The sequence below is a fragment of the Pandoraea communis genome (assembly GCF_902459745.1).
In the GTDB taxonomy this organism is placed as follows: Bacteria; Pseudomonadota; Gammaproteobacteria; order Burkholderiales; family Burkholderiaceae; genus Pandoraea; species Pandoraea communis.
Window position 1 is genome coordinate 666659 of sequence record NZ_CABPSJ010000002.1, and the last position, 24136, is coordinate 690794.

The 24136-nt window shown below is 63.9% G+C and carries 23 protein-coding genes; 5 read left to right on the forward strand and 18 right to left on the reverse strand.

Annotated elements, in window-relative coordinates:
• Positions 1–8 precede the first annotated feature (8 nt).
• The 3 genes from PCO31110_RS09500 to PCO31110_RS09510 are packed head-to-tail and all read right to left on the reverse strand — an operon-like array spanning position 9 to position 3818.
• Positions 9–923 (reverse strand): branched-chain amino acid ABC transporter permease, encoded by a 915-nt coding sequence (locus PCO31110_RS09500; protein WP_010806199.1) that lies wholly within the window; start codon positions 921–923, stop codon positions 9–11.
• Between the two features lie 52 nt (positions 924–975).
• Positions 976–1827 (reverse strand): ABC transporter ATP-binding protein, encoded by an 852-nt coding sequence (locus tag PCO31110_RS09505; protein ID WP_370855825.1) that lies wholly within the window; start codon positions 1825–1827, stop codon positions 976–978.
• Between the two features lie 17 nt (positions 1828–1844).
• Positions 1845–3818 carry an AMP-dependent synthetase/ligase gene (locus PCO31110_RS09510; protein ID WP_010806201.1) on the reverse strand — a complete coding sequence of 658 codons (1974 nt, stop codon included), beginning with the start codon at positions 3816–3818 and terminating at the stop codon, positions 1845–1847.
• 334 nt (positions 3819–4152) lie between these two features.
• Between PCO31110_RS09510 and panV the strand changes: the two genes are divergently transcribed.
• Positions 4153–4824, forward strand: a complete 672-nt coding sequence (gene panV / locus PCO31110_RS09515; RefSeq protein ID WP_010806202.1) for a pandorabactin biosynthesis transcriptional regulator PanV — start codon at positions 4153–4155, stop codon at positions 4822–4824.
• Positions 4825–4889: 65 nt separating this feature from the next.
• Here the strand turns inward: panV and PCO31110_RS09520 are convergent, their stop codons facing one another.
• From PCO31110_RS09520 to PCO31110_RS09560, 9 genes are all read right to left on the reverse strand, one after another.
• A complete protein-coding gene (locus PCO31110_RS09520; RefSeq protein WP_150690247.1) occupies positions 4890–5990 on the reverse strand; it encodes a sensor domain-containing diguanylate cyclase in 1101 nt (366 codons plus the stop codon).
• 228 nt (positions 5991–6218) lie between these two features.
• A complete protein-coding gene (locus PCO31110_RS09525; RefSeq protein WP_010806204.1) occupies positions 6219–6575 on the reverse strand; it encodes a RidA family protein in 357 nt (118 codons plus the stop codon).
• A 58-nt stretch (positions 6576–6633) separates the two neighbouring features.
• Positions 6634–8067, reverse strand: a complete 1434-nt coding sequence (locus PCO31110_RS09530; RefSeq protein ID WP_150690248.1) for an FAD/NAD(P)-dependent oxidoreductase — start codon at positions 8065–8067, stop codon at positions 6634–6636.
• Complete coding sequence (locus tag PCO31110_RS09535; protein WP_010806206.1) at positions 8064–8372, reverse strand: (2Fe-2S)-binding protein; 309 nt, start codon at positions 8370–8372, stop codon at positions 8064–8066. Before PCO31110_RS09535 ends, PCO31110_RS09530 begins: the two co-directional genes overlap by 4 nt.
• A complete protein-coding gene (locus PCO31110_RS09540; RefSeq protein WP_150690249.1) occupies positions 8350–9450 on the reverse strand; it encodes an NAD(P)/FAD-dependent oxidoreductase in 1101 nt (366 codons plus the stop codon). Before PCO31110_RS09540 ends, PCO31110_RS09535 begins: the two co-directional genes overlap by 23 nt.
• 3 nt (positions 9451–9453) lie before the next feature.
• Positions 9454–10269, reverse strand: a complete 816-nt coding sequence (locus PCO31110_RS09545) for an ABC transporter permease (protein WP_150690250.1) — start codon at positions 10267–10269, stop codon at positions 9454–9456.
• Positions 10270–10281: 12 nt separating this feature from the next.
• Positions 10282–11220 (reverse strand): ABC transporter permease, encoded by a 939-nt coding sequence (locus PCO31110_RS09550; protein WP_010806209.1) that lies wholly within the window; start codon positions 11218–11220, stop codon positions 10282–10284.
• A complete protein-coding gene (locus PCO31110_RS09555) occupies positions 11217–12323 on the reverse strand; it encodes an ABC transporter ATP-binding protein (RefSeq protein WP_150690251.1) in 1107 nt (368 codons plus the stop codon). Before PCO31110_RS09555 ends, PCO31110_RS09550 begins: the two co-directional genes overlap by 4 nt.
• Before the next feature lie 22 nt (positions 12324–12345).
• Positions 12346–13410, reverse strand: a complete 1065-nt coding sequence (locus PCO31110_RS09560) for an ABC transporter substrate-binding protein (protein ID WP_150690252.1) — start codon at positions 13408–13410, stop codon at positions 12346–12348.
• A 173-nt stretch (positions 13411–13583) separates the two neighbouring features.
• On the opposite strand from PCO31110_RS09560, the gene PCO31110_RS09565 reads away from it, so the two are divergent.
• Both PCO31110_RS09565 and PCO31110_RS09570 read left to right on the forward strand, forming a co-directional pair.
• Complete coding sequence (locus PCO31110_RS09565) at positions 13584–14474, forward strand: LysR substrate-binding domain-containing protein (RefSeq protein WP_010806212.1); 891 nt, start codon at positions 13584–13586, stop codon at positions 14472–14474.
• Positions 14475–14612: 138 nt separating this feature from the next.
• Positions 14613–15446: an AraC family transcriptional regulator gene (locus PCO31110_RS09570; protein WP_010806213.1), complete on the forward strand. Its 834-nt coding sequence runs from the start codon at positions 14613–14615 to the stop codon at positions 15444–15446.
• Here the strand turns inward: PCO31110_RS09570 and mnmH are convergent.
• The 4 genes from mnmH to PCO31110_RS09590 are packed head-to-tail and all read right to left on the reverse strand — an operon-like array spanning position 15382 to position 19192.
• Positions 15382–16485: a tRNA 2-selenouridine(34) synthase MnmH gene (gene mnmH, locus PCO31110_RS09575; protein ID WP_150690253.1), complete on the reverse strand. Its 1104-nt coding sequence runs from the start codon at positions 16483–16485 to the stop codon at positions 15382–15384. The two genes, PCO31110_RS09570 and mnmH, sit on opposite strands and share 65 nt — an antisense overlap.
• Positions 16482–17108, reverse strand: coding sequence for a tetratricopeptide repeat protein (locus PCO31110_RS09580; RefSeq protein WP_150690254.1), 627 nt, complete (start codon positions 17106–17108; stop codon positions 16482–16484). Before PCO31110_RS09580 ends, mnmH begins: the two co-directional genes overlap by 4 nt.
• Before the next feature lie 39 nt (positions 17109–17147).
• Entirely contained in the window at positions 17148–18641 is a 1494-nt protein-coding gene (locus PCO31110_RS09585) for a glycosyltransferase family 2 protein (protein WP_370855826.1), read from the reverse strand.
• Positions 18642–18649: 8 nt separating this feature from the next.
• Positions 18650–19192: a cytochrome b gene (locus PCO31110_RS09590; RefSeq protein ID WP_246189805.1), complete on the reverse strand. Its 543-nt coding sequence runs from the start codon at positions 19190–19192 to the stop codon at positions 18650–18652.
• Positions 19193–19552: 360 nt separating this feature from the next.
• Here PCO31110_RS09590 and PCO31110_RS09595 point away from each other — a divergent pair, with 360 nt between their 5' ends.
• Together PCO31110_RS09595 and PCO31110_RS09600 are read left to right on the forward strand one after the other, a co-directional pair.
• On the forward strand, positions 19553–20434 hold the full coding sequence (locus tag PCO31110_RS09595; protein ID WP_246189788.1) for an isocitrate lyase/PEP mutase family protein: 882 nt from the start codon (positions 19553–19555) through the stop codon (positions 20432–20434).
• A gap of 126 nt (positions 20435–20560) precedes the next feature.
• Complete coding sequence (locus PCO31110_RS09600) at positions 20561–21367, forward strand: class II aldolase/adducin family protein (protein WP_150690255.1); 807 nt, start codon at positions 20561–20563, stop codon at positions 21365–21367.
• Here the strand turns inward: PCO31110_RS09600 and PCO31110_RS09605 are convergent.
• Both PCO31110_RS09605 and PCO31110_RS09610 read right to left on the reverse strand, forming a co-directional pair.
• Positions 21313–22275: a LysR substrate-binding domain-containing protein gene (locus tag PCO31110_RS09605; RefSeq protein ID WP_150690256.1), complete on the reverse strand. Its 963-nt coding sequence runs from the start codon at positions 22273–22275 to the stop codon at positions 21313–21315. The genes PCO31110_RS09600 and PCO31110_RS09605 overlap by 55 nt on opposite strands.
• Before the next feature lie 116 nt (positions 22276–22391).
• On the reverse strand, positions 22392–23780 hold the full coding sequence (locus tag PCO31110_RS09610; protein WP_010806221.1) for an MFS transporter: 1389 nt from the start codon (positions 23778–23780) through the stop codon (positions 22392–22394).
• Between the last annotated feature and the right edge of the window lie 356 nt (positions 23781–24136).

Below are 24136 nucleotides of genomic sequence, written 5' to 3' on the forward strand. Positions count from 1 at the left end.
CCGGCGGCTCAGACCCGATCGATGTGCCGCTCGCCGAACAACCCTTCTGGGCGAACCAGCAGGAACAGCAATGCGAAGACGTACGGGAACCAGCCCTCGATGCCCCCGAAATTCCCGCCAAACTGGCTTTGCAGCAATTGCGGCACGTAGATCTCCGCGAGCTTTTCCGCCGCGCCGATAATCAACCCGCCGACAATTGCGCCGGGGATCGACGTGAAGCCGCCCAGGATCAACACGGGCAGCGCCTTGAGCGCGGTCATCGTCAGGGCAAACTGAACGCCGTTGCGCGAGCCCCAGAGCATGCCAGCCACCAGCGCGACGAACCCCGAGACGCTCCACACCACCACCCAGATCCGCTGCAACGGAATACCCAGCGAGAGCGCTGCCTGATGATCGTCGGCCACCGCGCGCAGCGCGCGGCCAATGCTCGTCACCTTGAAGAACAGCGCGAGCAGCGCCACCAGCACGGCCGCGATGCCCGCCGCAGCCAGATCGAAGCTGCTGACGAGTACCCCCGTCGAATCCATGATCGATGCGATCGGCTCATCGACAATGCCCAGCGACAGCGGGCGCACCTCGTTGCCCCACAACAGTGGCGCCAGTCCCTCGAGGAAGAACGACAGGCCGATGGTCGCCATGAACAACGTGATGGGTGACTGGTTCACCAGCTTTCGCAGCACGAAACGCTCCGTGGCGGCCCCGACCAGCACCATGACGCCGAACGCGCCGATGGCGGCCAGCCACAGTGGCAAGCCGCGCTCCATCAAGCCGACCACCGAGAGCGCCGCGAAATACACCATCGCGCCCTGCGCGAAGTTGAATACGCCGGATGCCTTGAAGATCAGCACGAAACCGAGCGCAACGAGCGAATACATCACCCCCGAGAGCAACCCGCCGATCAGGATTTCCAGAAAGAACTGCATCGATGTCTCCAAGTTGCCATCGCGTCGCCGAGCGACGGTTACCCTCTACCTGTCATGCCGCAGCGGGCATGCCCTGTGCGGCGCCCAGATAGGCACGAATGACCTCCGGATCGTCTCTGACCTCGGCAGGCGTGCCGTCGCCGATCTTCTTGCCGTAATCGAGCACCACGACCCGGTCGGAGATATCCATCACCACGCCCATGTCATGCTCGATCAGCACGATCGTCGTGCCGAACTCTTCGTTGACTTCCAGAATGAAGCGGCACATGTCGCGCTTCTCTTCGAGGTTCATACCGGCCATCGGCTCGTCGAGCAGCAACAGCTCCGGCTCGGCTGCAAGCGCGCGCGCCAGCTCGACGCGTTTTTGCAGGCCATACGGCAGTCGTCCGACCGGTGTCTTGCGGATGTGTTGAATTTCGAGGAAGTCGATGATCTCCTCGACCTTGGCGCGATTGGCCATTTCCTCCCGGCGCGCACGCCCCCACCAGATCGCGCTGGCAAGCAGCCCCGAGCGCATCCGGGTGTTGCGTCCCGTCATGATGTTGTCGAGCACCGTCATGCCCTTGAACAGCGCGATGTTCTGGAACGTGCGCGACACGCCCTGACGCGCGGCCGACGTCGGATGCATGCGCTGCCGCACCTGTCCCCGGAAAACGATCGTGCCTTGCTGCGGGTGGTAAACGCCATTGATCACGTTGAGCATCGAACTCTTGCCCGCACCGTTCGGGCCGATGATCGCGCGGACCTCGTGCTCCCGAACGTTGAACGAGATGTCCGTCAACGCCTTCACACCACCAAACGACAGACTGATGTGCTGCAAATCGAGCAAGATGTCGCCGGTTTTGCGGTTGTCGTTCATGCCTTCTCCTGCGAAGTGCCTGGCAGCGCCTGGCTGAGTTCCGATGAGGGCCGTTGCGAATGTCAGGCGGCGCAGCGCAATTTCACAGGCGCAGGGTCGTCGACGGGCGAGCGGGCACCGACCACGCGCGCGGGATGTATCGTGAGCGTGGCGCTCACGCTGCCCTCGCGCCCATCCTCGAACTTCACGCGCGTCTCGATGAACTGTGTCGACTTGCCCGAATAGAACGCATCGACCAGCACGTCGTACTTCTGCGCGATGAACGCGCGACGCACCTTGCGCGTGCGTGTGAGTTCGTCGTCGTCCGGGTCCAGTTCCTTATGCAGGATCACGAAGCGCCGAATCTGCGCCGCCAAGAATGCCGGCTCTTTGGCGAGATCCGCATTCACGGCGTCCACACACCCCAGAATCAGTTCGGCAACACGTGAATGAGTGGCGAGGTCGACATACCCTGCATAGGCAAGGCTTTGCCTCTCCGCCCAATTGCCCACGGCATCCATGTCGATGTTGATGAACGCGCACACGCCATCACGACCGTCGCCAAACGCAACCGCCTCCTTGATGTACGCGAAGAACTTGAGCTTGTTCTCGATGTACTTCGGCGCAAACAGCGACCCGCAAGCGAGTTTGCCCACATCCTTGGCACGATCGATGATGCGCAGATGACCGTCCGCGTCGATGATGCCGGCGTCGCCCGTGCGGAAGTATCCGGCCTCGTCGAGGGCTTCGCGCGTGGCGTCGGGCCGCTTGTAGTACTCCTTGAGCAATCCCACACCGCGCACCAGCACTTCCCCGTTATCGGCGATCTTGATTTCCATGCCCGGCGCTACCGGCCCCACGCTGTCGAATCGCACCTGACGGTCCGGTTGCAGACAAACGTACGCACACGTCTCCGTCTGCCCGTAGAACTGTTTCAGGTTGATGCCGATTGCGCGATAGAAGCGGAACAGATCCGGGCCGATGGCCTCCCCGGCGGTATAGGCCGTGCGAATCCGGCTCATGCCGAGCGTGTTGCGCAGCGGCCCGTACACGCAAAGATTGCCCAGCGCGTATTGCAGCCTGTCGAGCAGCGGCACAGGACGCCGGTCGAGCACCGCCGCACCACACCGGTTCGCCACGTCCATGAAATGCGCGAACATCTTTCGCTTGAAACGATTCGCGTCTTCCATGCGGATCATCACTTGCGTGAGCACGTTTTCATAAACGCGCGGCGGCGCAAAGTAGTAAGTCGGCCCGATCTCGCGCATGTCCGTGGCGACCGTCTCTGGCGATTCGGGACAATTGACGGTGAAGCCCGCTACCAAAGCCTGTGCGTAGGAAAATAGGTGATCGCCGACCCATGCCATGGGCAGGTACGACAGCACCTCGTCGCCGGGGGCGAGTCTATCGAAAGCACTGCCGTGAAACGCGGCGCCGATCAGACCGGCGTGCGAATGGCAAACGCCCTTGGGCTTCCCCGTCGTACCCGACGTGTAGAGAATCGTCGCCGTGTCGTCCGGATCGACGCTCGCTACCGCATCGTCAAAGTAGCGCGGATGTCTGGCGTTGAAGTCGCGGCCCTGCTCCACTGCGGCGGCATACGACTGCAAACCTGCGGCGTCGTAGTTACGCAGCCCTCTCGGGTCTTCGTAGATGATGTGCGACAGGCGCGTCACGTGCTCACGCAGCTCGAGCAGCTTGTCGACTTGCTCCTGGTCTTCGACGATGGCGAAATCGATTTCGGCGTCTTCGAGCACGTGGATCATTTCGGCCGCAACGGCGTCTTGATACAACGGTACGGCCACGCCACCCAGCGCTTGTGCCGCCGTCATCGCCCAATACAGGCGCACGCGATTATTGCCGACGATGGCGAGGTTGTCGCCCCGCTTGAATCCGGCTGCCGCCAGCGCGCAAGCCAGCATCCGGACTTCATGCGCGGCCTCCTGCCAGCTCCAGCTTTGCCAGATTCCCAGATCTTTTTCCCGATACGCCGTGCGGGCGCCGTGCGTCGCGGCATGGGCCAGCAATAAACGCGGGAAAGTGGTCCGCTCCTGCATGCCTGTCTCCTGTGTCTCGCCACGATTCGACGGTTGTCGAGGGGGAGTGGCGTGGCTCGGTCGGCGCGCGTGCGTGTGGCACGCTCTCTAGTTTTCTATTGCGAGTTGCGTCTCTGAACGACGCTTTTATTCGGTGACCTGCTTGAGTCTGCGAAAGTCTGCAATACGGAGCGACAACGGCTATGCCCGGCAGTCGGCAGCTTCTATACTTGTGCTTCGGCGTCGTGTACGAACCGCCATGAATGCTTGTCTCGGCGCTACCAGGCAAGGCGAAGATACCTCATGGCTCACGGCGGATTTGTCACCCGGATGACAATCAAGGGAAAATCCCTATATGTCGCTCGAAACCCTGTTGCAGCGCAGCGTATGGGCGCAAGGACTGACGCCAGCGCAGCGCGAACGCGTGGTGGCGGAAATTCAGGTGCGGCCTGTCGAGAACGGCGGCTACGTGTGCCGCAAGGGCGACCCCACGCACGCCTGGTTCGGTGTCATCGAAGGTTTGGTGAAAATTGCGACGGCGTCGGCCAGCGGAAAGTCCGTGACGTTTACGGGCGTACCTGCGGGCGCATGGTTCGGCGAAGGGTCGGTACTCAAGCGCGAGATCCGGAAGTACGATGTGATGGCGCTGCGCGACTCGGTCGTCGCTCACATGCCGATTGCCACGTTCGACTGGTTGCTCGATACCAGCATTCCGTTCAACCGCTTTCTGACACTTCAACTCAATGAACGTCTCGGTCAGTTCATTGCGGCCGTCGAGCACGAACGCTTGCTCGACACCGATGCCCGCGTCGCGCGTTCGCTCTCGTCGATGTTCAATCCGACCCTGTACCCATCCGACGACAACACCGTGCAGATTTCGCAGGAAGAACTGAGTTATCTCGCCGGGGTGTCGCGTCAGCGCGTCAACCTCGCGCTCAAGGTGTTGGAGCAAGCCGGACTGGTGAAGGTGGACTATGGCGTGCTGACGATTCTCGATCTGGAGGGGTTGCGCGAATTCGGGATGTAGATACGGCGGCGGCTGAGCGCGCCCGCGTGCCGCTCACGACCGTCACGCTGCCGAGCCCCGCGTCACTACCGCAGCACGGCCCCTGCTAACCCGCTGCCGGCACGCGCAATGACGACACAGTCCTTTCCCGAACGTTTGGCCGAGTAGAGCGCGCCGTCGGCCAGTGCCAGCCACGCGGTGGGCGAGACGAGATCCCCGTCGAAATTGGCGACGCCAACGCTCAGGGTAACGCTGCCCGACGTGTCGAGACCCCGGGTGGCCCCGGCAAACACCGCACACACCCGCTCCAGCTTCTTGCGAGCCTTCTCGGCCGCTTGCCCGTCGAACAGAACGCAGAACTCGTCGCCGCCGTAACGGCCGATCACGTCGTGACGGCCCAATTCTCTCGACAACACGTCGGAGAGAATTCGAATCAGCGAATCGCCCTGGAGATGCCCATGGAGATCGTTGATCTCCTTGAACCCGTCGATATCGATCAGCGCAATGCTTGCCGTCCCCGACCTGCCGGTCCGTTTGTCGGCATAGCAGTTCGTCAACGCCCGCATCCACGATCGGCGATTGAGCAGCGACGTCAGATCGTCCTGATCGCTGATCCGGCGCAATGCGCGCTCACTTTTCGAGAGACGTTTCGCCAGCCGAAAGCTGGCCAGCCCGACGAGCGTCGGATAGATCAGCAGCAGCGGCAAGCTCGCCAGCAACTCCGGGAATTCGATCTCGGTCCTGAACACGAAACCGAGGAAGATGCCGGCGAGTACACCGCCGGCCATCATGCTCAGAATGCCATCGCGCAGCAGCCGGTAGCCGCCTGCCGATGCATTGTGCATCAGCAACACCGAGATCAGAACGGCCGACGGTACGCCGCTGAAGTGCATCGCCACGACCCAGCCCCCGCCGAACGCGGAATCGCACAACAGGTTGCGACGCTCCGCCACGACCGGATCGACCGCCGACATGGCGAGAGCATGGGCAAAGGCCGGCCAGAGGAAGGCGTTGAGGGCCCACACGCCATAGGCGAGGTGCGACGCCCCCGTCGATTGAAACACCGTGAAAACGGCGATGGCGCTCAGCGCGCAGCCCAGACTGCGCAGGCCCAGCACGCGACGCGAGAAGTCTCGCCCCCTTTGCGATTCGGCGCGCGTGGCCTGGTCTGTCGATTGGTCCGTCATTTCATCAACGTCTGAGGCGTCATCGGTTTAGGAAAGTGGCATCGCCTGGCGGCCTGCGCATTATGCCTGCACCGCGTTCTTGCGAACCCCGCGCAACGCCAACCAACGAGCGCATTAAATTCACCAATGCGTTTACCTGAGTATCACGAAATCCGGGGCGCACGCCTCATGAAAAGGGCCCGCAGACAACTGCGGGCCCAACGTGCAAACGACGCTCGGTGTTGCCGATTACTTCGCGGCGGCAATCACGGCAATCTCGACGAGCAGGTCGGCAGCCGCCAGACGCGACTCGACGGTGGCACGCGTGGGCGTATTGCCCGGGCTCGTCCAGGCGTCCCACACGGCGTTCATGCCGGCGAAATCGGACTCGATGTCCTTGAGCCAGACCTGCGCCGACAGCAGACGCGACTTATCGATACCGGCGTCTTTCAGATACCCGTCGATCTTCGCGAGCACCTGCTGCGTCTGTCCGGTGATGTCCTGGCTGCGATCGTCGGCCGTCTGGCCACCGATGTAGACCGTTCCGTTGTGCACCACGACACGGCTCATCCGTGCATTCGTGTGATGGCGTTGAATATCGCTCATTAACCACGTCTCCAAAGAGAATAAAAAGAAGCAGATGAGAGGCGCGAGCCTGCCTCACCTACTTGGGGAAGCCCGCGCGCTCGCTCAGGAATTCGGGGGCCTCGACCGCAGTGGCCAACTCGCCCAGCGTAACCGGCTTGATCGGCGGACGGATCCGGTAGTAACCGACTTCCGGCACCGCGCAGCCCTGAGCTTGCGCCAGCAGCTCCGCGACCGTCAGACCGCAGAAGCGGCCCTGACACGGGCCCATGCCGCAACGCGAAAAACTCTTGGTCTGGTTCGGGCCGACACAGCCCAGCCCCGCCATGCGGCGCACATCTCCCGCCGTCACTTCTTCGCAGCGGCACACGATGGTGCTGTCGTCTGCCGGTGCGCGGAAGGCTTGTGCAGGCCGGTACAGCGCGTCGAGAAACGGACGAATCGCCGTGTGCGCCGACAGTTCACGGCGCAGGGAAAGCGTGCGCGAGTCGCGCTTCGCGTCGTCGAGTTTGCCAAGCTTCACGGCGGCCTGGACGGCCGCGAGCCGTCCCGACGGCTCTGCGGCCAGCGCCCCGGCAATCCCCGCGCCATCACCGGCCACGAAGATGCCCGGCAAGCTTGTCTCGCCCCAGGCGTCTGTCTTCGGACGCCAGCACAACTGCGCCTCGTCCCACTCGTGCTCGCAACCGATCGAGCGCGTGATCTGCGTGTTCGGAATCACGCCCTGATGCAGCAGCACCAGCGCCGTGTCGATGCGCGCCGTGCGGCCGTCCACGACATACTCGATGCCTTCGGCCTGCGTGGAACCGATCACGCGCAACGCCTCCACATGCTTGACGTGCTGCACACCGGCTGCACGAATCGCGCGCAGCAGCTTGAAACCCTTCATCAGGTACGACGGCGCCCGCAAGGCCCCGCCTGCATGACGCAAGGCGTCGCGTCGCCCGCTGACCTCAGCCGTGTCGAGAATGGCACGCACCGGGACACCGGCATTGATGAGTTGCCACGCAAACAGATAAAGCAACGGGCCACACCCGGCCAGCACCGCAGGCGAATCGGGCACCAGCGCCGACGCCTTGAGCAGCGTTTGCGCTGCGCCCACGCCCATGACACCGGGCAGCGTCCAACCGGGAATGGGGAACGGCCGCTCCTGCGCACCGCTCGCAAGCACGATGGCACCGGCTTCGATTTGCAGCGTTCCGCCGCCCGCGCCCTGCCGCGTGACGGACACCCGTCTGTCGCCGCCGATCTGCCAGGCGAGCGTCTGCGGCCAATAAGCGATGCCGGCGGCGGCGAACGCATCGACGAGCGCACGTCCGCGCAGATAGTCCGGTCCGAGCACCGCGGGGTCGGCCAGCGGCGAGCGGCTGACGTTGCGATAGATCTGACCGCCGGGCAGCCCGTTTTCATCGACCACCAGCGGCGCGAGCCCATGACGCTTTGCCTCCAATGCCGCCGCCAACCCGGCGGGGCCGGCGCCTATCACCAACAAATCCACGATCTTCGTGCTCATGCCACACTCCTCGCACCATCCATTCGACGCACCTGCATGCCCTCACGCACGGGTGTCATGCACCCCTGCCGGTTCGGCACACCGTCAATCTCCACGAGACAGTCGAAGCACACGCCCATCATGCAGAACGGCGCACGCTCGCTGCCCGTCACGGGCGTGGTCCGGCAAGCCGTCACGCCCGCCAAGAGCAAGGCGGCGGCCACATTCATGTCGGTCGGTACATCAACCGGGGTGCCTTCGATGAATATCCGCACCGTCGCGCTATCCTTGCGCGCCAGCGACTTAAGCAGCGAAACGTTTGGCATAGAAATGATCCAGAAGCGCGGGACGCGGCGCGCCGAGAATCCATGGCGCGATGGTTTCACAATGGGCAGCGGCCAGCGTGACGCCGCTGTGGCAGGTCGCGAGGAACGCACCCGGGCAAGCCTCGGAGGCCTCGTAGATCGGCAGACCGTCGGCCGTCATCACGCGCAACGCCCCCCAGGCACGCACCACGCGCACGTTCTTGAGCAAAGGGAACGGCGCAATGCCGCGCCGCGCGATATCCGCGAGCACGTCCGGTGTCACGCCGTCGTTGAAGCCCACGTCTTCGGCCGAGTCGCCGAGCATCACCGAACCCTCGACGGTTTGGCGCACATAGATCGTGGGATACGAGAGAAACGGCTTGACGCGCTCGGTCACGAGAATCTGGCCCCGCAGCGGTTTAACCGGTGCGCTCAGCCCCACCATCGGCGCGAGATCGCGATTGCCGAGACCGGCGGCCAGCACTACGCGCCCGGCGTCGAACGACGTATCGCCCGTGCTCACGCGAAACGCGCTGCCGATCTGACGAATATCGGTCACACGCCCGTTCGGCGCATACTCGCCGCCCGCTTGTTCAAATGCGGCGAACAGCGCGCGCAACGTGTACAGCGGGCTGACGTGACCGTCGTTCGGGGAATAGATGCCGCCCGCCACATCGGAGCCGATTGCCGGCAGGCGCTCGGCCAGCGCGTCATGATCGAGCACTTCGTACACCAGCGCAGGCTCGGCTTCCTGCAACTTGCGCATGCTTTCGACCTTGACCGCCAGTTCCTCCGGTGTTTGCGCGATGTTGAAGCCGCCCGGCCGCTGAAAGCCGACGGACACGCCGGTGCGTGCGAACAACTCGTCGGCAAAGCCTTGCCATGTGTTGGCCGAGTGCAACGACCAGCGTGCATAGTCCGTGCAGGTACTGCCTTTACCCTGCACCCAGACCAGTCCGAAGTTGCCGCGTGCGGCACGCAGCGAATTATCTTCGCCATCGCAAACGACGACGCGTTGTCCGCGTTTGGCGAGCCCGTAGGCGATCGCCATGCCGACGAGGCCGCCGCCTATGACAGCGATATCGTATGTCTTTTGCATGTTTTAGTGATTTCCAACCAGAACCTTGTTCAGTCCATAGATGCGATCGAGCAGCAACATCACCGCCAGCGTCAGCCCGATAAGCAGCGTCGAGATCGCCGCCACGCTCGGATCGACCGTCTCGCTCATGTTCATGTAGATGCGCACCGGCAGCGTGATCGTCGTGGGCGACGTGACGAAGATCGTGGCCGTCAGCTCATCGAAACTGTTGATGAACGCCAGCACCCAGCCGCCCGCCACCCCCGGCAGAATCGCCGGCAACGTGATGCGGCGAAATGTCGTCCAGCGTCCTGCGCCGAGCGAGCGCGCTGCACGCTCCGCTTCGTCGGCCTGCCCGACGAGCGCCGACATGATAAGGCGCAGCGCGTACGGGAAGATCAGCAGCGCATGGCAAGCCACGAGGCTCACGAACGATCCGCCCATATCGAGCAGCGTGAACAGCCGCAGGAGGGCAATGCCCAATACCACCGGCGGAATCATCAACGGCGAGAGCAAGAACGAATTGATCGCATCCCGCCCCGGGAAACGGTAGCGTGCCAGCCCCATCGCCGTGGGCACCGCCAACGCCGTCGACACGCTGGCCGATGTCACACCCAGCCACAGACTTGTGCGCAGCGCCGACTGGAAGTCCTCATCGCCCATCAACGACGAAAACCAACGCAGTGAAAAGTGCGCCGTCGGGATCGACAGGAAGTTGTCCGGCGTGAACGCGACCAGACACACCACGACCAGCGGCGCGAGGATGAAGACGAGGAACAGCACATGGAACGCGAGCGCCACCGCACCGTTACGGTCGTACTGAGGATCTTGCCGATTCATATGCCCTCCTCCTCAGCCGAGACGACGCGTGAAGCGCTTCTCGAGTGCGCGGTTATACCCGCTGATGATGGCCACATTGACGATCAGCAGCACGATGGCGATGGCAGCGCCCAGCGGCCAGTTCAGCGTGCCGAGAAATTCGTCGTAAGCCGTGGTCGCTACGACTTTCAGGCGGCGTCCACCAATGAGCGCAGGTGTGGCGAAGGCGCTCGCCGTCAGCGCGAACACGATCAGGCTGCCCGAGAGAATGCCCGGCGTAATCTGCGGAAGCACCACGCGCCACATCACCGTCGCGCGTCCTGCACCGAGCGAGCGCGCGGCGTGCGCCACCGCCGGGTCGAGCCGGGTGAGCGAGGTCCACACCGACAGCACCATGAGCGGCACGAGCACGTGGACGAGCGCCACCGTGACCGCGCCCATCGTGAAGAGCATCTGCAACGGATGATCGACGAGCCCCAGCTTCACGAGCACCGCGTTCACGAGCCCTTCACGCCCTAGCAAGATCGACCAGCCGAGCGTGCGCACGACGACCGAGATCAGCAGCGGCCCGAGCACCAGCACCAGACAGAGCGAACGCCACGGATCGCGCATGCGGAACAGGAAATATGCCTCGGGCACACCGACCAGCACACACAGAAGCGTCACACCAACAGACAGCAGCAACGTGCGCAGGAAGATCTCGTAGAAATAGCTGTCCGTCAGAATGTCGACATAGTGCTGCAACGAGACTGTCGGCAGAATCCCCCCCAGATTCGGATCGAAACCATGCAGGCTCAGCACGAACGTCAGTACGAGCGGCACCGCCAGCAGCACGAGGAAATAAATCGTCGCCGGCATGACCAGCGCCCAGGCGGCCCGCCGCTGGCTGGCGATCTCGGGCGAGACCGTCGCGGCCGCATTCGCGTCCGGCACGGCGGGGACGCCCGATGGCCTAGACGTCGCGGCGTTCATGCGCCCTCCTGCACGAGACGCAGCGCGTCATCGGCCCAATCGAGCCCTACCGCCTCGCCATCGTTCGCGGCAACGACACCGTCATTCGATACGAGCACTCGCAGTTCACCGAGCGCCGTGGACACCGTGAGCACCCAGTGATTGCCGTGGAAGCTACGCTGCCCCACGCGGCCGGCGAGCCGGCCCGCCGTCGCCGACGTCAGGCGAATGCGCTCGGGCCGCAAGCTGAACGTTGCCGGGCCGCTCGCCCCCTTCGCCCCGGTTGCCCCACTCGCGCCGCCCGCCAACACTGGGCCCGCGTGCGCAGGCGACACGGCGAGCCGGTGCCCTTGCGCATCGAGCACGGCCACGCCGCCGCGCATGTCGAGGTGACCGGTGATGAGATTGGTCTGCCCGATGAAGTGCGCAGCGAACGTGGCCTGCGGGTCTTCGTATACGTCGTGCGGCGTATCGATACGCACCACACGTCCGGCGTTGAGCAACACCACGCGATCGCTGATGGCGAGCGCCTCGGCCTGATCGTGCGTGACCATGATGGTGGTCGTGCCGACCTTGCGCTGAATGGCGCGCAACTCGTCCTGCATCTGCTCGCGCAGCTTCGCGTCGAGGTTCGACAGAGGCTCGTCGAGCAGCAGCACGGGCGGCGCGATCACCAGCGCCCTGGCGAGCGCCACACGCTGACGCTGACCGCCCGAGAGTTCGCGGGGGTAGCGCTGCGCATGCTGGCCGAGGTGCACCAGCTCCAGAGCGTCCTGCACACGGCGTTGCTTCTGCGCAGGGTCCACGCGGCGCATGTCGAGACCGAAAGCCACGTTCTGCGCCACGGTCATGTGCGGAAACAGCGCGTAGCTCTGGAACACGATACCGAGGCCGCGTTTTTCCGGCGGCACCGGTGTGAGGTCGCGGCCCTCGAGCAGAATGCGGCCCGTGCTCGGGGCGACGAACCCGGCGATCATCTGCAACGTGGTGGTCTTGCCGCAACCGGACGGGCCGAGCAGGGAGATGAACTCGCCCTGCTCGATCGAAAGATCGACGCCCTCGACCGCGACGGTGTCGCCAAAGCGTTTGCCGAGTTGCTCGAGACGCAAATATGGAGTGCTCATGACGCTTGTGATCCCTTGCGCCTTAACGCTCGATCTGACGGTTCCAGCGCTGCGTCCACTCGGCGCGCTTGGCATTGACGATGTCCCAGTCGACACGTACGAGCTTGTCGATCTGCGCGGGCGACGGCACACGTGCCGCAACGGCCATCGACAGTTGGGTCTTCTTGTTGGACGGCGCAACCCCCTGGCTTTCGGCGAGGATGGCTTGCGTCTGCGGCGAGAGAATCGTCTGAATGAACTTCTGCGCAAGCGCGTCGTTGGCCGACTTATCGACTGCACACATCGCCATGCTAAGGGCTACCGCGCCTTCCTTCGGATACACGAATTCGACCGGAATGCCCTGCTGACGCAGCGCTTGCACGCGGCCGTTGCCCCATACGGCGATGCCGACTTCATCCGCCTGGAACAGCTCGGCGATCTTGCCCGGCGACGGATCGAACGACAGCACGTTCGGCGCAATCTTCTCCATCTCACGGAAACCCGGATCGATGTTGGCGTCGCTGCCGCCGTTGAGTTTCGACTCGACGAGCAACGCATGCAAGCCGTAGGTGTTCTTGATGCTCGGCATCACGAGCTTGCCCTTGTACTTCGGATCGGAGAGCTCTTTCCACGACGTTGGCGCGGGCCAGCCCTTCGACTGGAACAGACGCGTGTTGTAGGCGATCCCCGTCGCGATCAGCCCGGCTGCCACGGCATTGCCGCTCTTGAATCTCGCGATGTCGTAAAGATCCTGATAAACCGGTGCGTCGGCGAGCTTGCCGCAGAAGCCCATCTGGATGGCCTGATACATCGGACCGTCGTCAAGGAAGACCACGTCCATGCCGGCCTTGCCCTTCTGCGCCTGAAGCTTGGCGAGGGTCGTCGTCGAATCGCCCGGCACGATCACCACCTTGGTGCCGGGGTTCGCCCGTTCGAAACCGGGAATGACGTCCTTCTTGAGCATCTGTTCAAACGAACCGCCATAGGCGCCGACGTACAGCGTCGTGTCGGCATAAGCGGTCGTGGCACCGAGTACCAGTCCGGCAGCACCGATCGATACGGCGGCGCGGCCAAGCTTGCGAAGCGTTTGGGGAACGACAGTCTTCATCGAGAAGCTCCTTGCGTGATGCAGTGTTATGTGATGTTATGGCCCGGCATTACGAAAAAAATCAAACTATTGCGTGGTTTTCGTAGAGTCATTTTCGACACACTCACCGTCAAATCACTTTTTTTAACCCAACCATACGCAAATGTTATGGGGGTGGTGCAGATGAGGTTTCGATGAAGATCCGGCAGTTGGAGGCATTTCGCGCGCTGATCCTGCGCCAGACGGTCACCCGCGCGGCCGACATGCTTCACATCTCGCAACCGGCGGTCACGCGCCTGATCAACGATCTGGAAGCCGACGTAGGGTTTTCCTTATTCGACCGAATCAACGGCCGGTTGAACCCGACGCCCGAAGCGTTGGTGCTGTTCGAGGAAGTGGAGCGCTCGTTTGCGGGCATCGACCGCATTGCGCAAACCGCCGAGCAGATCAAGTCGCTGCGGCGCGGCTCGCTGCATATCGCAGGCGCGCCTGCCCTCGCGCTGGAATTCCTGCCGAGGACCTTGACCGGCTTCATGCGCGAGCATCCGGGTGTCAGCACCACGCTGCTGATTCACGCGTCGAGCATCGTGGTGGATATGGTGGTCGGGCGCCGTTGCGACGTCGGTTTCATCGCCCATCCGCTCACCCATGCCGGCGTGAACGTCGAGACGCTGCACCGTGCCCCCATGCGGTGCATCCTGCCGCTCGGCCATCGCCTCGCTAACCGAGATGTGATCCATCCCGAAGATTTGCGCGACGAGTCGTTTGTGTCGTATCCGAAGGAATTCGATGGGCGGATGTATATCGACCGCATCTTCGCCGAGCGGCAGATCGACCGGGTGATGAGTGCGGAGTCGCAATTGTCCGCAGCGATTTGCGTGCTGGTGCAACACGGCGCGGGGGTGGCGATCATCGATCAGATCACGGCCCGGTATGCCGCGGGGCGCGTCGTCGTCAAACCGTTCGAGCCGACCGTCTTATCGGGCTTCTCGCTCGTCACCTCGACACAGCACCCGCCCTCGCAACTCGCGAAAGCCTTCGTCGACTATACGAAGCAGCGCATGATCGAGCAGTTCGGCGATTGAGCCAGCGGCCCCGCTTGCACAGCCCTTGCCTGACACACCGCACGATTGAGACACGCTTGGCCAACAGCGATAGCCCAACCCCATAAATCGCAAAATCGGCAAATCGTCCGACGATACATTGGCGTCCAAGGAGCGCAAATGAAACCCGAGACCCGTCTTCGATATGCCCAACGCATGGAGCCCGTGCTGGCATGGCTTGCCAGTCATCCGGACAGTACGCCGGATCTGTACCACCTCGCGGAGTTGGCATGTCTGTCGCCGTATCACTTTCATCGGATCTACCGCGCATTGCTCGGTGAGACGGTGAACGCCACGGTGCAGCGCATTCGCATGCATCGTGCGGCGGTGGCATTGGCCGGGTCTGAGGATTCGATGCGTGTTGTGGCGTCGCGGGCCGGCTATGCGTCGGATGCGGCCTTCAACCGGGCCTTCGGCACGTTCTTCGGCATGCCGCCGGGACGCTACCGCGACGCTCGCTCCGGCCCCATCGATCCCAAGGAGCTCATCATGTATCCGATCGCCGTCGAGTCGTTCCCCGCCACAACCCTCGCCGTGCTCAAGCACAGCGGCAGCTATCAGGAAATCGGCCCCGTGTTCGTGCGCGCGTTCATGCTCGCGTCGGCCCACGGGCTGGCCCACCCCGACGCCACCGGCTTCGGGGTCTACCTCGACGATCCCGAACAGGTACCCGTCGAACAATTGCGTTCATTAGCGGGCGTGTCCGTACCCGCCGGCGCCGATGTCGGCAAGGATCTGGAACGCTTCGAGATTCCCGCCGGGCGCTGTGCGGTATTGACGTACACCGGGCCGTATAACGAGATGAACCGGCCTTATCAGTGGCTGTTTTCGGAATGGCTGCCAAACAGTGGCCTGGAGCCCGCCGACTTCCCGATGTTCGAGCAATATCTCAACGATCCCCGCTCGACGCCTCCGGCGCAGTTGCGCACCCGGATCTGTCTGCTGGTGAAATGAGTGCGAGCAAGGCCTGCGCCTGCGCGCGCAGGTCTTGCGCCCCCGGATGGAACCCGAACGGGATGGCTGTCGCCAGCCCCGGCAGCATCTTTCGAGCGCTTCGCGAATACGCGGGATCGTAGTGTCTCGTGATGAGCGCTTCCGACAGTTCTCGTTGCTGTCCAGCGTCGAACAACGCGAGCCATTGATCGATGACGGCGCGTCCGTGAAGCGGCACCAGCCGAAGCAGTTGTGTGCGGAAGTGGCCCGGCAACGCCAACAAATGGCCGTACTCCTGCAGCAACAGATCGACACGCTCCTCGAGAGAAACGCTCACCTCGACACAGACCGTCGAGCCGCGCAGCGAAGTCATCAGCGACTCGGGCAGGGTAATGCGCCCGATCCGGCGGCTCTCCGCTTCGACGAACACCGGCCGCTTCGGGTCGAAACCACGCAACGCGCCGATCAACGCGGTATCGAACGATTTCTGCGAGGGCTGCGGCACGTCCGGCATTGCGCCCAGCACGGAACCGCGATGCATGGCGAGCGCCTCGAGATCGAGTACCTGAGCCCCTGAGTCGTCCAGCGCATGCAGCAGGCGAGTCTTGCCGCTGCCCGTGTGCCCCGCCAGCACGATGTAATCAAGCGTGGGCGGCAGCGCGTCGAGCGACGCCACGACATCACGCCGGTAGGCCTTGTAACCGCCTTCGAGCTGGCGTGCGCGCCAACCAATCTTGTTCATGATGACGGTCATCGACTCGGAACGCATGCCGCCTCGCCAACAATAGACGAGCGCACGCCAATTGCGCGGCCGGTCGGCGAAAGTCGTCTCGAGATGCGTGGCGATGTTGCGCGCGACCATGGCCGCGCCCACGCGCGAGGCATCAAATGGGGACACCTGCTTGTACATCGTGCCGACGATTACCCGTTCCTCGTTGCTGAGCACCGGCGCATTGATGGCGCCGGGGATGTGGTCGTCGGCGAATTCGAGCGGGGTGCGAACATCGATGATTTCGTCGAAGTCGCCGGCGCTTTCCAGGGGAACGCGGAGGAAGTTCATCGTGCCCCCGCCGCCAGTTGGCCACAATGCGCGCCGTACGGCGTGCGCGAACTCGCCTGCCCCGGTGGCGCGTCGTCCAGACCGGCGCGCACCTTCGCCGCACGGTCAATGATGCGGGTGGCGGCTTCGGCATCGCCCGCGCCGCCTAACGCCAGCGCGTAATCGTCGAGTACCTCGACGTACGCGTACGGCACCTTGCGCGCCGCCTCCATGCGATCGAGCGAACCCAGCGCCCGGCCGAAGTACTTCGCCGATTGTGAAAATTGCCGCTGCACCAGCGACAGCCGCGCCAGCTCGATGAGTGCCGGATACCGATAACGGGCTGTCAGAATATCGAGATCGTAAGCGAGGCTCAGCTCTCGTTCGGCCTCGGTGTAGTAGCAGGTCACGCCCAGCGCCCGGCCGTAGTCGAAGTGAATGGCCGCGCGTTGCGATGCCGGCCAGCCCGATTGATCGGCCACCAGTACCGCCTGCCCGAAGGCGCGTCGCGCGCCATCCCAGTCGCCACGCACTTCAGCCGCGCCTCCCAGTGCGGCATAGTCGGGACCGGACGGCCTGCGCTCGGGCGCGCTGCACCCGGCACTCAACACACCGCCGAGCGCGCACACCATGGCCAACCACATCGAAGATCGAATCATCGGAAAAAGGACACTGCCGGAAAATCACCTGTCGCGAGACACCTCCGTCTCGCGCTCGCTCGACAGGATACCGCGTCGCACCTGAACTCCCCAACGCTGGCGTCCGGTGAGGAAATGGCCCCACCCCAGCGCTGCCCCCGTGTGACGCATCAACTGGAACGAAAACGGCTCCAGCACGGCCGCGAAAAACGCCAGCCCGAGGCTCGTGCCCGTGCGGCGCCCAGTCCAGCGCCGATAGGCGTGCACCGACCAGAGATGAAAGCCGAGATCGAGCACGATCTTGCCAAGGATGATGCCCGACACCGGCAGCACCACACCGTAATGCCCCTCGCACACGAACGTCACCAGCAGCGCGAAAGCGGTAAGACCGTAGATCGGCTGAAGCGTGTCGAATGCCTTCACCGGCAGCATCCAACGTCCCAGATTGCCGTAACGGCCGTTGCCGACCATATCGCGATACCAGTATTGCGTCTGGAGAAACCCCGCAAACCAGCGACGCCGTTGACGAAGGAAACTCGTCAGCGTGCCCGGGGCGTCGGTGATCGCCTGCGCACCGCCCACCACGCGAACCTCCCATCCCAGCCCATGCGTGACCGAATAACGGCGCAGGCGATGGATCAGTTCGTAATCCTCGACCAGGCACGCCGGGTCGAATCCGCCCACGGCCAGCACTGCCTCGCGGCGGAAACAGGCAAACGCCCCCGAGATCAGCAGCAGGCCGTCTGCGCGCATCCAGGCAAAGCGCGAAACGAAGTTGCGGATGTACTCGTACGTCTGGAAAAACTGCAACACACGCCCGCTCGCCGTGTTGCCGCACACCGGGGTGAGCACACCGGTCGCCGCCACCAGCTTCGGGCGACGCGCAAACGCGTCGTGCATCGCGGCACACGCGCCGATGTCGAGCAACGTGTCGGCATCGACCGTCATCACGACGTCCGTCTCCATGCCGACCAGCGCCGCGTTGAGCGCACGCGCCTTGCCACCGTGCGGCACGCGCAGCCATCGCAGATTCGGGTAGCGGCGGCTCGGCGCACTGAGCCCCCCCTGGCCAGGGTCCGTGAGACCGTATTCACCGGTAAGCAGCGCCGCCGTGCCATCCTGCGATCCGTCGTCGGCGATGACGATAGCGTCGGGCACCCTGCATCCCGCCATGAGCGCACGCAACGTCACCGGCAGTGCAGCCGCCTCGTTGTGCGCCGCGACCACGACGCCGAGCGTCAACCGAACGTTGGCGGCATCGTGACTCGCCAGCGCCGCTGTCTCCTCGGGATCGGGACGCATCAGACGCCATGCCTGCCAAAACACGAACGCGAGCAGCGCCGTGTCATATACGACGTAGGCCACCCCGGTCCCCCAGGCGAACACCCCCTTGAGGAAGAACGCCTGCGCGAACAACAGGCACCACAGCACCGCCACACCGGTATGCACGAACCAACTCGCGAACGGCGTCGGCGGCAGCGTGAAGCGCGGCGAGTGCGCCTCGCGTGCCGCGTCGAGCCGCGACGCTTTCATCGTCATGCCGGTGCTCACGGCAGCATCCGGCCGAGCACCGGGTGACGATCGATCCACTGATGCTTGAGCGCACCACCGATATGCAACGCCAGCAGCACGTACAAGCTATAGGCGCAGTAGGTGTGAACGTTACCCAGCAGCCCGTGCCAGTAGTCCTTGCTCGCATCGTTCATGGCCATCAGGAAACCCATGCGTGGGAACGGCACGCTGCCGAACAGCACCAGTGGGTGCGTCGATGCCGCCACCCACGCCGAGTCGTGCGCCCAGCCCGAGAGCGGCAGCGCGAAGATGACGACATACAGCAACCAATGCACCAGATGCGCGGCTGCACGCTCCCACGAAGCAAAGACTTGCGAGAGTGCCGGCGGACGGTGCGTCGCACGCCACAGAATGCGCAGTATCGCGAGGCCCAGCACGGTGATGCCGATGGACTTGTGCAGATCGATCCAGAAGCGCACGTCGATCTTCTCGAGCGTGGCATCGGACAGCAACGCGACTGTCTGACCGATGGCGACATTGCCGAGCATCAACAATGCGACAGCCCAATGCAGCAGCATCGCCACACGGGTGTACCTGACGTCTTCATACAACGTCACGCCGGGCTTGCGAGCAGACACGGAAGAAACTGGGGGAGGTGAGGCACTCACGTCGGACATCCTGAAAATACAGTGGAGATGATTGCATAACGCGAGTTGAATCGTGCTTATTCCCGCGTTGCCGCAAAAAATGGTTGTTACGGCCGGTTACAGTGCACGCGCAGCCCTCCATCCCGGTTCGACACGCGAAAAACGTCCGGCAGTCGGCATTACGCTTCACATGCCCCCTGATCTGCCTTGCGAGCCCCGCGCAAAACCGCGATGATCGGGAGTTCCGCGCGCAGCGTGCAAGGAACTGCGCCCTCATCAAGGAGACATACCATGCCACGCAGCACCGCAGAAAAACGCGCCGCCTTTCGCAAACTCCACCTCGCCGGTTGCTTTGTGATCCCGAATCCGTGGGACGCGGGCAGCGCCCGGTATCTCGAACACGCCGGCTTCAAGGCCATCGCCTCGACCAGTTCGGGCTTTGCCTGGTCGACGGGGCATCCCGACAACGGCGTGACGCGCGACACGGTACTCGCACATTTGCGAACCCTGGTCGACGCCACCGATCTGCCGGTCAACGCCGACTTCGAGAGCGGCTTCGGCAAAACGCCCGATGATGTGGCGCAGAGCGTCAAGATGGCTGTGGCAACGGGCGTTGCCGGGTTGTCGATCGAAGACTCGACCGGCAATGTCGACGCGCCGCTCTTCCCGCTCGACGAAGCGGCCGCGCGCATGAAGGCCGCCCGCCGCGCTATCGACGAGACCGGTGGCGACACGCTCCTCATTGGCCGCGCGGAGAATTTCTTCGCCGGCGTGCCCGATCTGGACGACACCATTGCGCGCCTGCAAGCCTATGCCGAAGCGGGTGCCGATTGCCTGTATGCACCGGGCATTCAGTCGGTCGAGCAAATTCAGGCTGTCGTCGCAGCCGTCGCGCCCAAGCCGGTGAACGTGCTGATCGGGGCGACGTCGCCGCTGACGTTGCAAGATATGGCCGACCTCGGGGTGCGGCGCGTGAGCGTCGGCGGTGCGCTTGCCCGCGCCGCATGGGGCGGCTTCATCCATGCGGCGACGGCACTTGCCGAAGGCCGCTTCGACGGCTTCGATGGCGCAGCCAGCGGCGCGACGCTCAACGGACTGTTCCGGCCGGGCGAGTCATTCCCCGGGATTGTCCATACGCCGCGCATGACGGCAACCGGCGCGGCAAGTACATGACCAGTGACTTTTCGTCGATAGACGAGCCGCGCCCGTCCCCGGACAATTCGCTGTCAGCCGATGCGCCGCGCCACGACGTCTTCCGGACTCGGCATGCACGGCATCCCCACCCGACGGAGCGTCCCAATGAACATGCCGCACGAGGCTTTTGCCATTCCCACGCCACTTGGCGCCCCCCTGCCCAAGCCGCGTGCGTTCGATAACGTCGAGGACGAACGCGCCGACCGGAAGCTGCGTCTCGCGGTGGCGTTCCGGATCTTCGCGCGCTTCGGTCTCGCCGAGGGTATCGCCGGCCACATCACCGTGCGCGATCCCGAGTTTCACGACCGCTTCTGGGTCAATCGCTACGCGCAGCACTTCTCGTCGATTCATCCGGACGATCTGATTCTCGTCGACGAGGCGGGTGGCCTGCATCACGGCCAAGGTCCGGTCAATGCCGCAGCCATGGCGATTCATGCCGGCATTCACGCCACCCTGCCCCATGTGACGGCGGCCGCGCACACGCACACCACCCACGGACGCGCCTTCTCGGCACGCACACGCCCACTGGCCCCGATCAATCAGGAAGCCTGCCTCTTCTACGACGACCACGTGCTGTTTCGCGGCGACGTGCTCGTGCTCGGTGCCGACGAGGGCCGTCGCATCGCTCGGACGATGGGACACAAGCGCGCCGCCGTGCTGCTCAATCACGGGTTGCTGACGGTGGGTTCGTCGGTCGACGCTGCGGCCTATCGCTTTCTCGCGATGGAGCGATGCGCGCAAGTGCAGTTGCTCGCCGAGGCGGCAGGCCCGCTTGAAGTGCTCCCCGATAGCGAAGCCCGCGAGGTGTATCGTCTGCTCGGCTCCGACTATGTGGCGTGGCTGGGTTATCAGGGCCTCTACGAACAGGTGCTGCGCGAAAGCCCTGATCTGTCGGCGTTGTCTGCCCGATAAGCCTCGACCACCTGACGCAACCAGACGTCGAACTGGCGCAACGGCGCCCAGTCGCGGCGCTGCGCCGGATAGGAGAAGTAAATGGTCTGCGGATTGGCGAGCGTATGCGGATGCGCCTGCACCAGCATGCCGCTGGCCAGTTCGCGCTCGATCAGCACGCGCGGCAGCAAAGCGATGCCAAGCCCCGCCACCGCCGCGTTGATCGCCATGATGAACATGTCGTAACGCTGTTCGCTGCGCAGGGGTTTGACGTCCTGCCCGACGGTGGACGCGTCGTGCATGCCCAGCGACGCGAGCCAGTCGTCCCACACGCGAGGCAGGTCGCGCGGGCAGATCCATGACAATGCGGCGATCTGTTCCAGCGAGAGCGACGCCTGCCCCTCAAGCAGACGGGGTGCCGCGACAAGCATAAGAGAATCGTCGGTAATGAGCGCGGTACCCGGCATGCCGGGCCAGCGCCGCGTGCTGAAGTAGATCGCAGCGTCGAACGCGGAGTCTTCGAAGAACACGGGTTGATCGCGCCCGAGAATGTGAAGGCGAACGTCGCGCGTGTTTGCGTAGAAATCGTCCAGCCGTGGAATCAGCCATTGCGCGGCGAATGTCACGCCGACGGCAATTTCCAGCGCCGTCTCCTGCCCTTGCTGAACGACGTCGAGTGTGTCGCGTCGAATCTGGTCGAGATGCACGCGAATGCGCTTGGCGTATTCCGCACCGGCCGGTGTCAGGACCAGCCGTTGCTTCACGCGCTCGAACAACGCCACGCCGAGATGCTTCTCGAGTTCGCCGACGCGTTTGCAGACGGCGCCATGCGTGAGTGCAAGCTCCTGTGCGGCCTGCGCGAAATTCTGATGACGGGCGCTGGCCTCGAAGGCCTGCAACGCCGAGAGGCTGGGAACGCCCAGACGCATGGTGTCTCCTGCGGGAATACGATCTTGCCCGACAGTCTATGCGATGCGTCGCGGGGAAACAAAACGGCCCGCCGTGCCGAAGCATCGCCGGGCCGCGTGGAATATGCGCACCGCGCTTACTCGACGTGCGCCACGCCCCCCGCGAGGACAGCGCCGCCAGCCACTTCTTTGGGCAGTGCCCACGACATCCAGTGCGTGCGCAGAGCAACGACCAGCACGAACGCCAGCGCCGCCAATGCACCGAACGTGGCGAAGCCCATCTGATAGCTGCCCGTCGACTCCTTCGCGATGCCCATGATCACCGGCAGATAGAAGCCGCCGATACCGCCGGCGGCGCCGATGATGCCCGACATCAGGCCCGTCTTGCCTTGCCAGCGTTGCGGCACGAGCTGGAACGTCGCGCCGTTGCCAAGACCGAAGCACACGTAGACCAGCACGAGCAGGGTGATACCGGCCCCTTGCGGAGGCATCCACGCGGCGAAGATCAGGTCGATGGCCGAAATCGCCGCGAGCAGCAGCACGAGCGCACGCACACCGGAAATCTTGTCGGCAACCAAACCGCCGATGGGACGTACCAGCGCGCCGAGAAACGCGAGCAGCGACATGAACAGACCCGCTTCGATACGCGGCATGCCATACAACGAGATAAGCAACGTGGTGACATACGACGACATGCCGACGAAACCACCGAACGTGATGCTGTAGACCAGCATGATGACCCACGTGTCGCGCTCGGCCAGCACGCCGCGATAGTGACGCGGCAGCACGGCAATCGCGAGCAGCGCGCCCAGCACCGGCAGCAACAGCACACCGGCCTTGCCTTCACCGAAAGCGCCCGCATGCACGCACAGCACGAGTGCAACGAGACCGAACACGCTGATGATGAAGCTCGTGAACGCGCGCGGTGCACTGCCCGATTTCACCCCCTGATCCTTCGCCCAGAACACCAGCGCCAACGCGGCGAGGGCGAGCAACGGCAGTGCGGCACCCGCCGCATGCGCCCACCCGTAGTGCTCGGCCAGTCCGGGGAACATGAAGCCATCGAGCACGGCGCCGATGTTGCCCGCCGCAGCGAGACCGAGCACCAGCCCCTGCACCTTCGGCGGATAGTTGCTGCCTGCCATCGGCAACGCTACGGCGAAGCTCGCCCCGCCAATGCCGAGGAGCACGCCGAGCACCAGCAGCAGCGTGTACGACGGCGTGCCCGGCATGAGCAGCAAGACCACAGACGGAATGGCCGAGAGTGCAAGGCCCATCAACGCGATCTTGCGGCCATCGAAAGCCTGATAAAGATTGCCCAGCGTGACGCGCAGAATGGCGGCCCCCAACACCGGCACGGCCACGAGAAAACCGGTTTGCGCGGGCGTCATCGCGATGTCTTTACCGATGAACGGCGCCAGCGGCCCGAGCATCACCCAGACGGTGAAACCCGTGTCGAAGTAGAGAAAACACGCAACCAGCGCGCGCCAGTTGCCACTTTTCAACGATTGCGTGAGCGTGCTCATGGATACCCTCGTGTTCGTATGCTAAAAAAAAAGCGTCCCGAAGCCGTACGCCTGTGAACAGGCCTATGGCTTCGGGACGCCGTTGCCCCGAAGTCCCCGCTGACGCGGGGGCATGAATGCGGTGCAGAAAATTCGCTTGTCTTCACTCGGCCGCCTTTGGCCTTATGCAAGGGTTAGCAAGTGGCGTGCCATGTGCCGGCACGGCAGGCGCGCATTCCTCGCCAAGCCCCGCAACGCAAGGCCCTGCACCTGATCGATCCGTCATGGCGGCGTGTCATGCGCAGTGCGCCGCAGCGTGCCTGTCACACCGCCGGTGACACGGCAACGGGCACAATGCCGCATGGCGATGCGGCGGC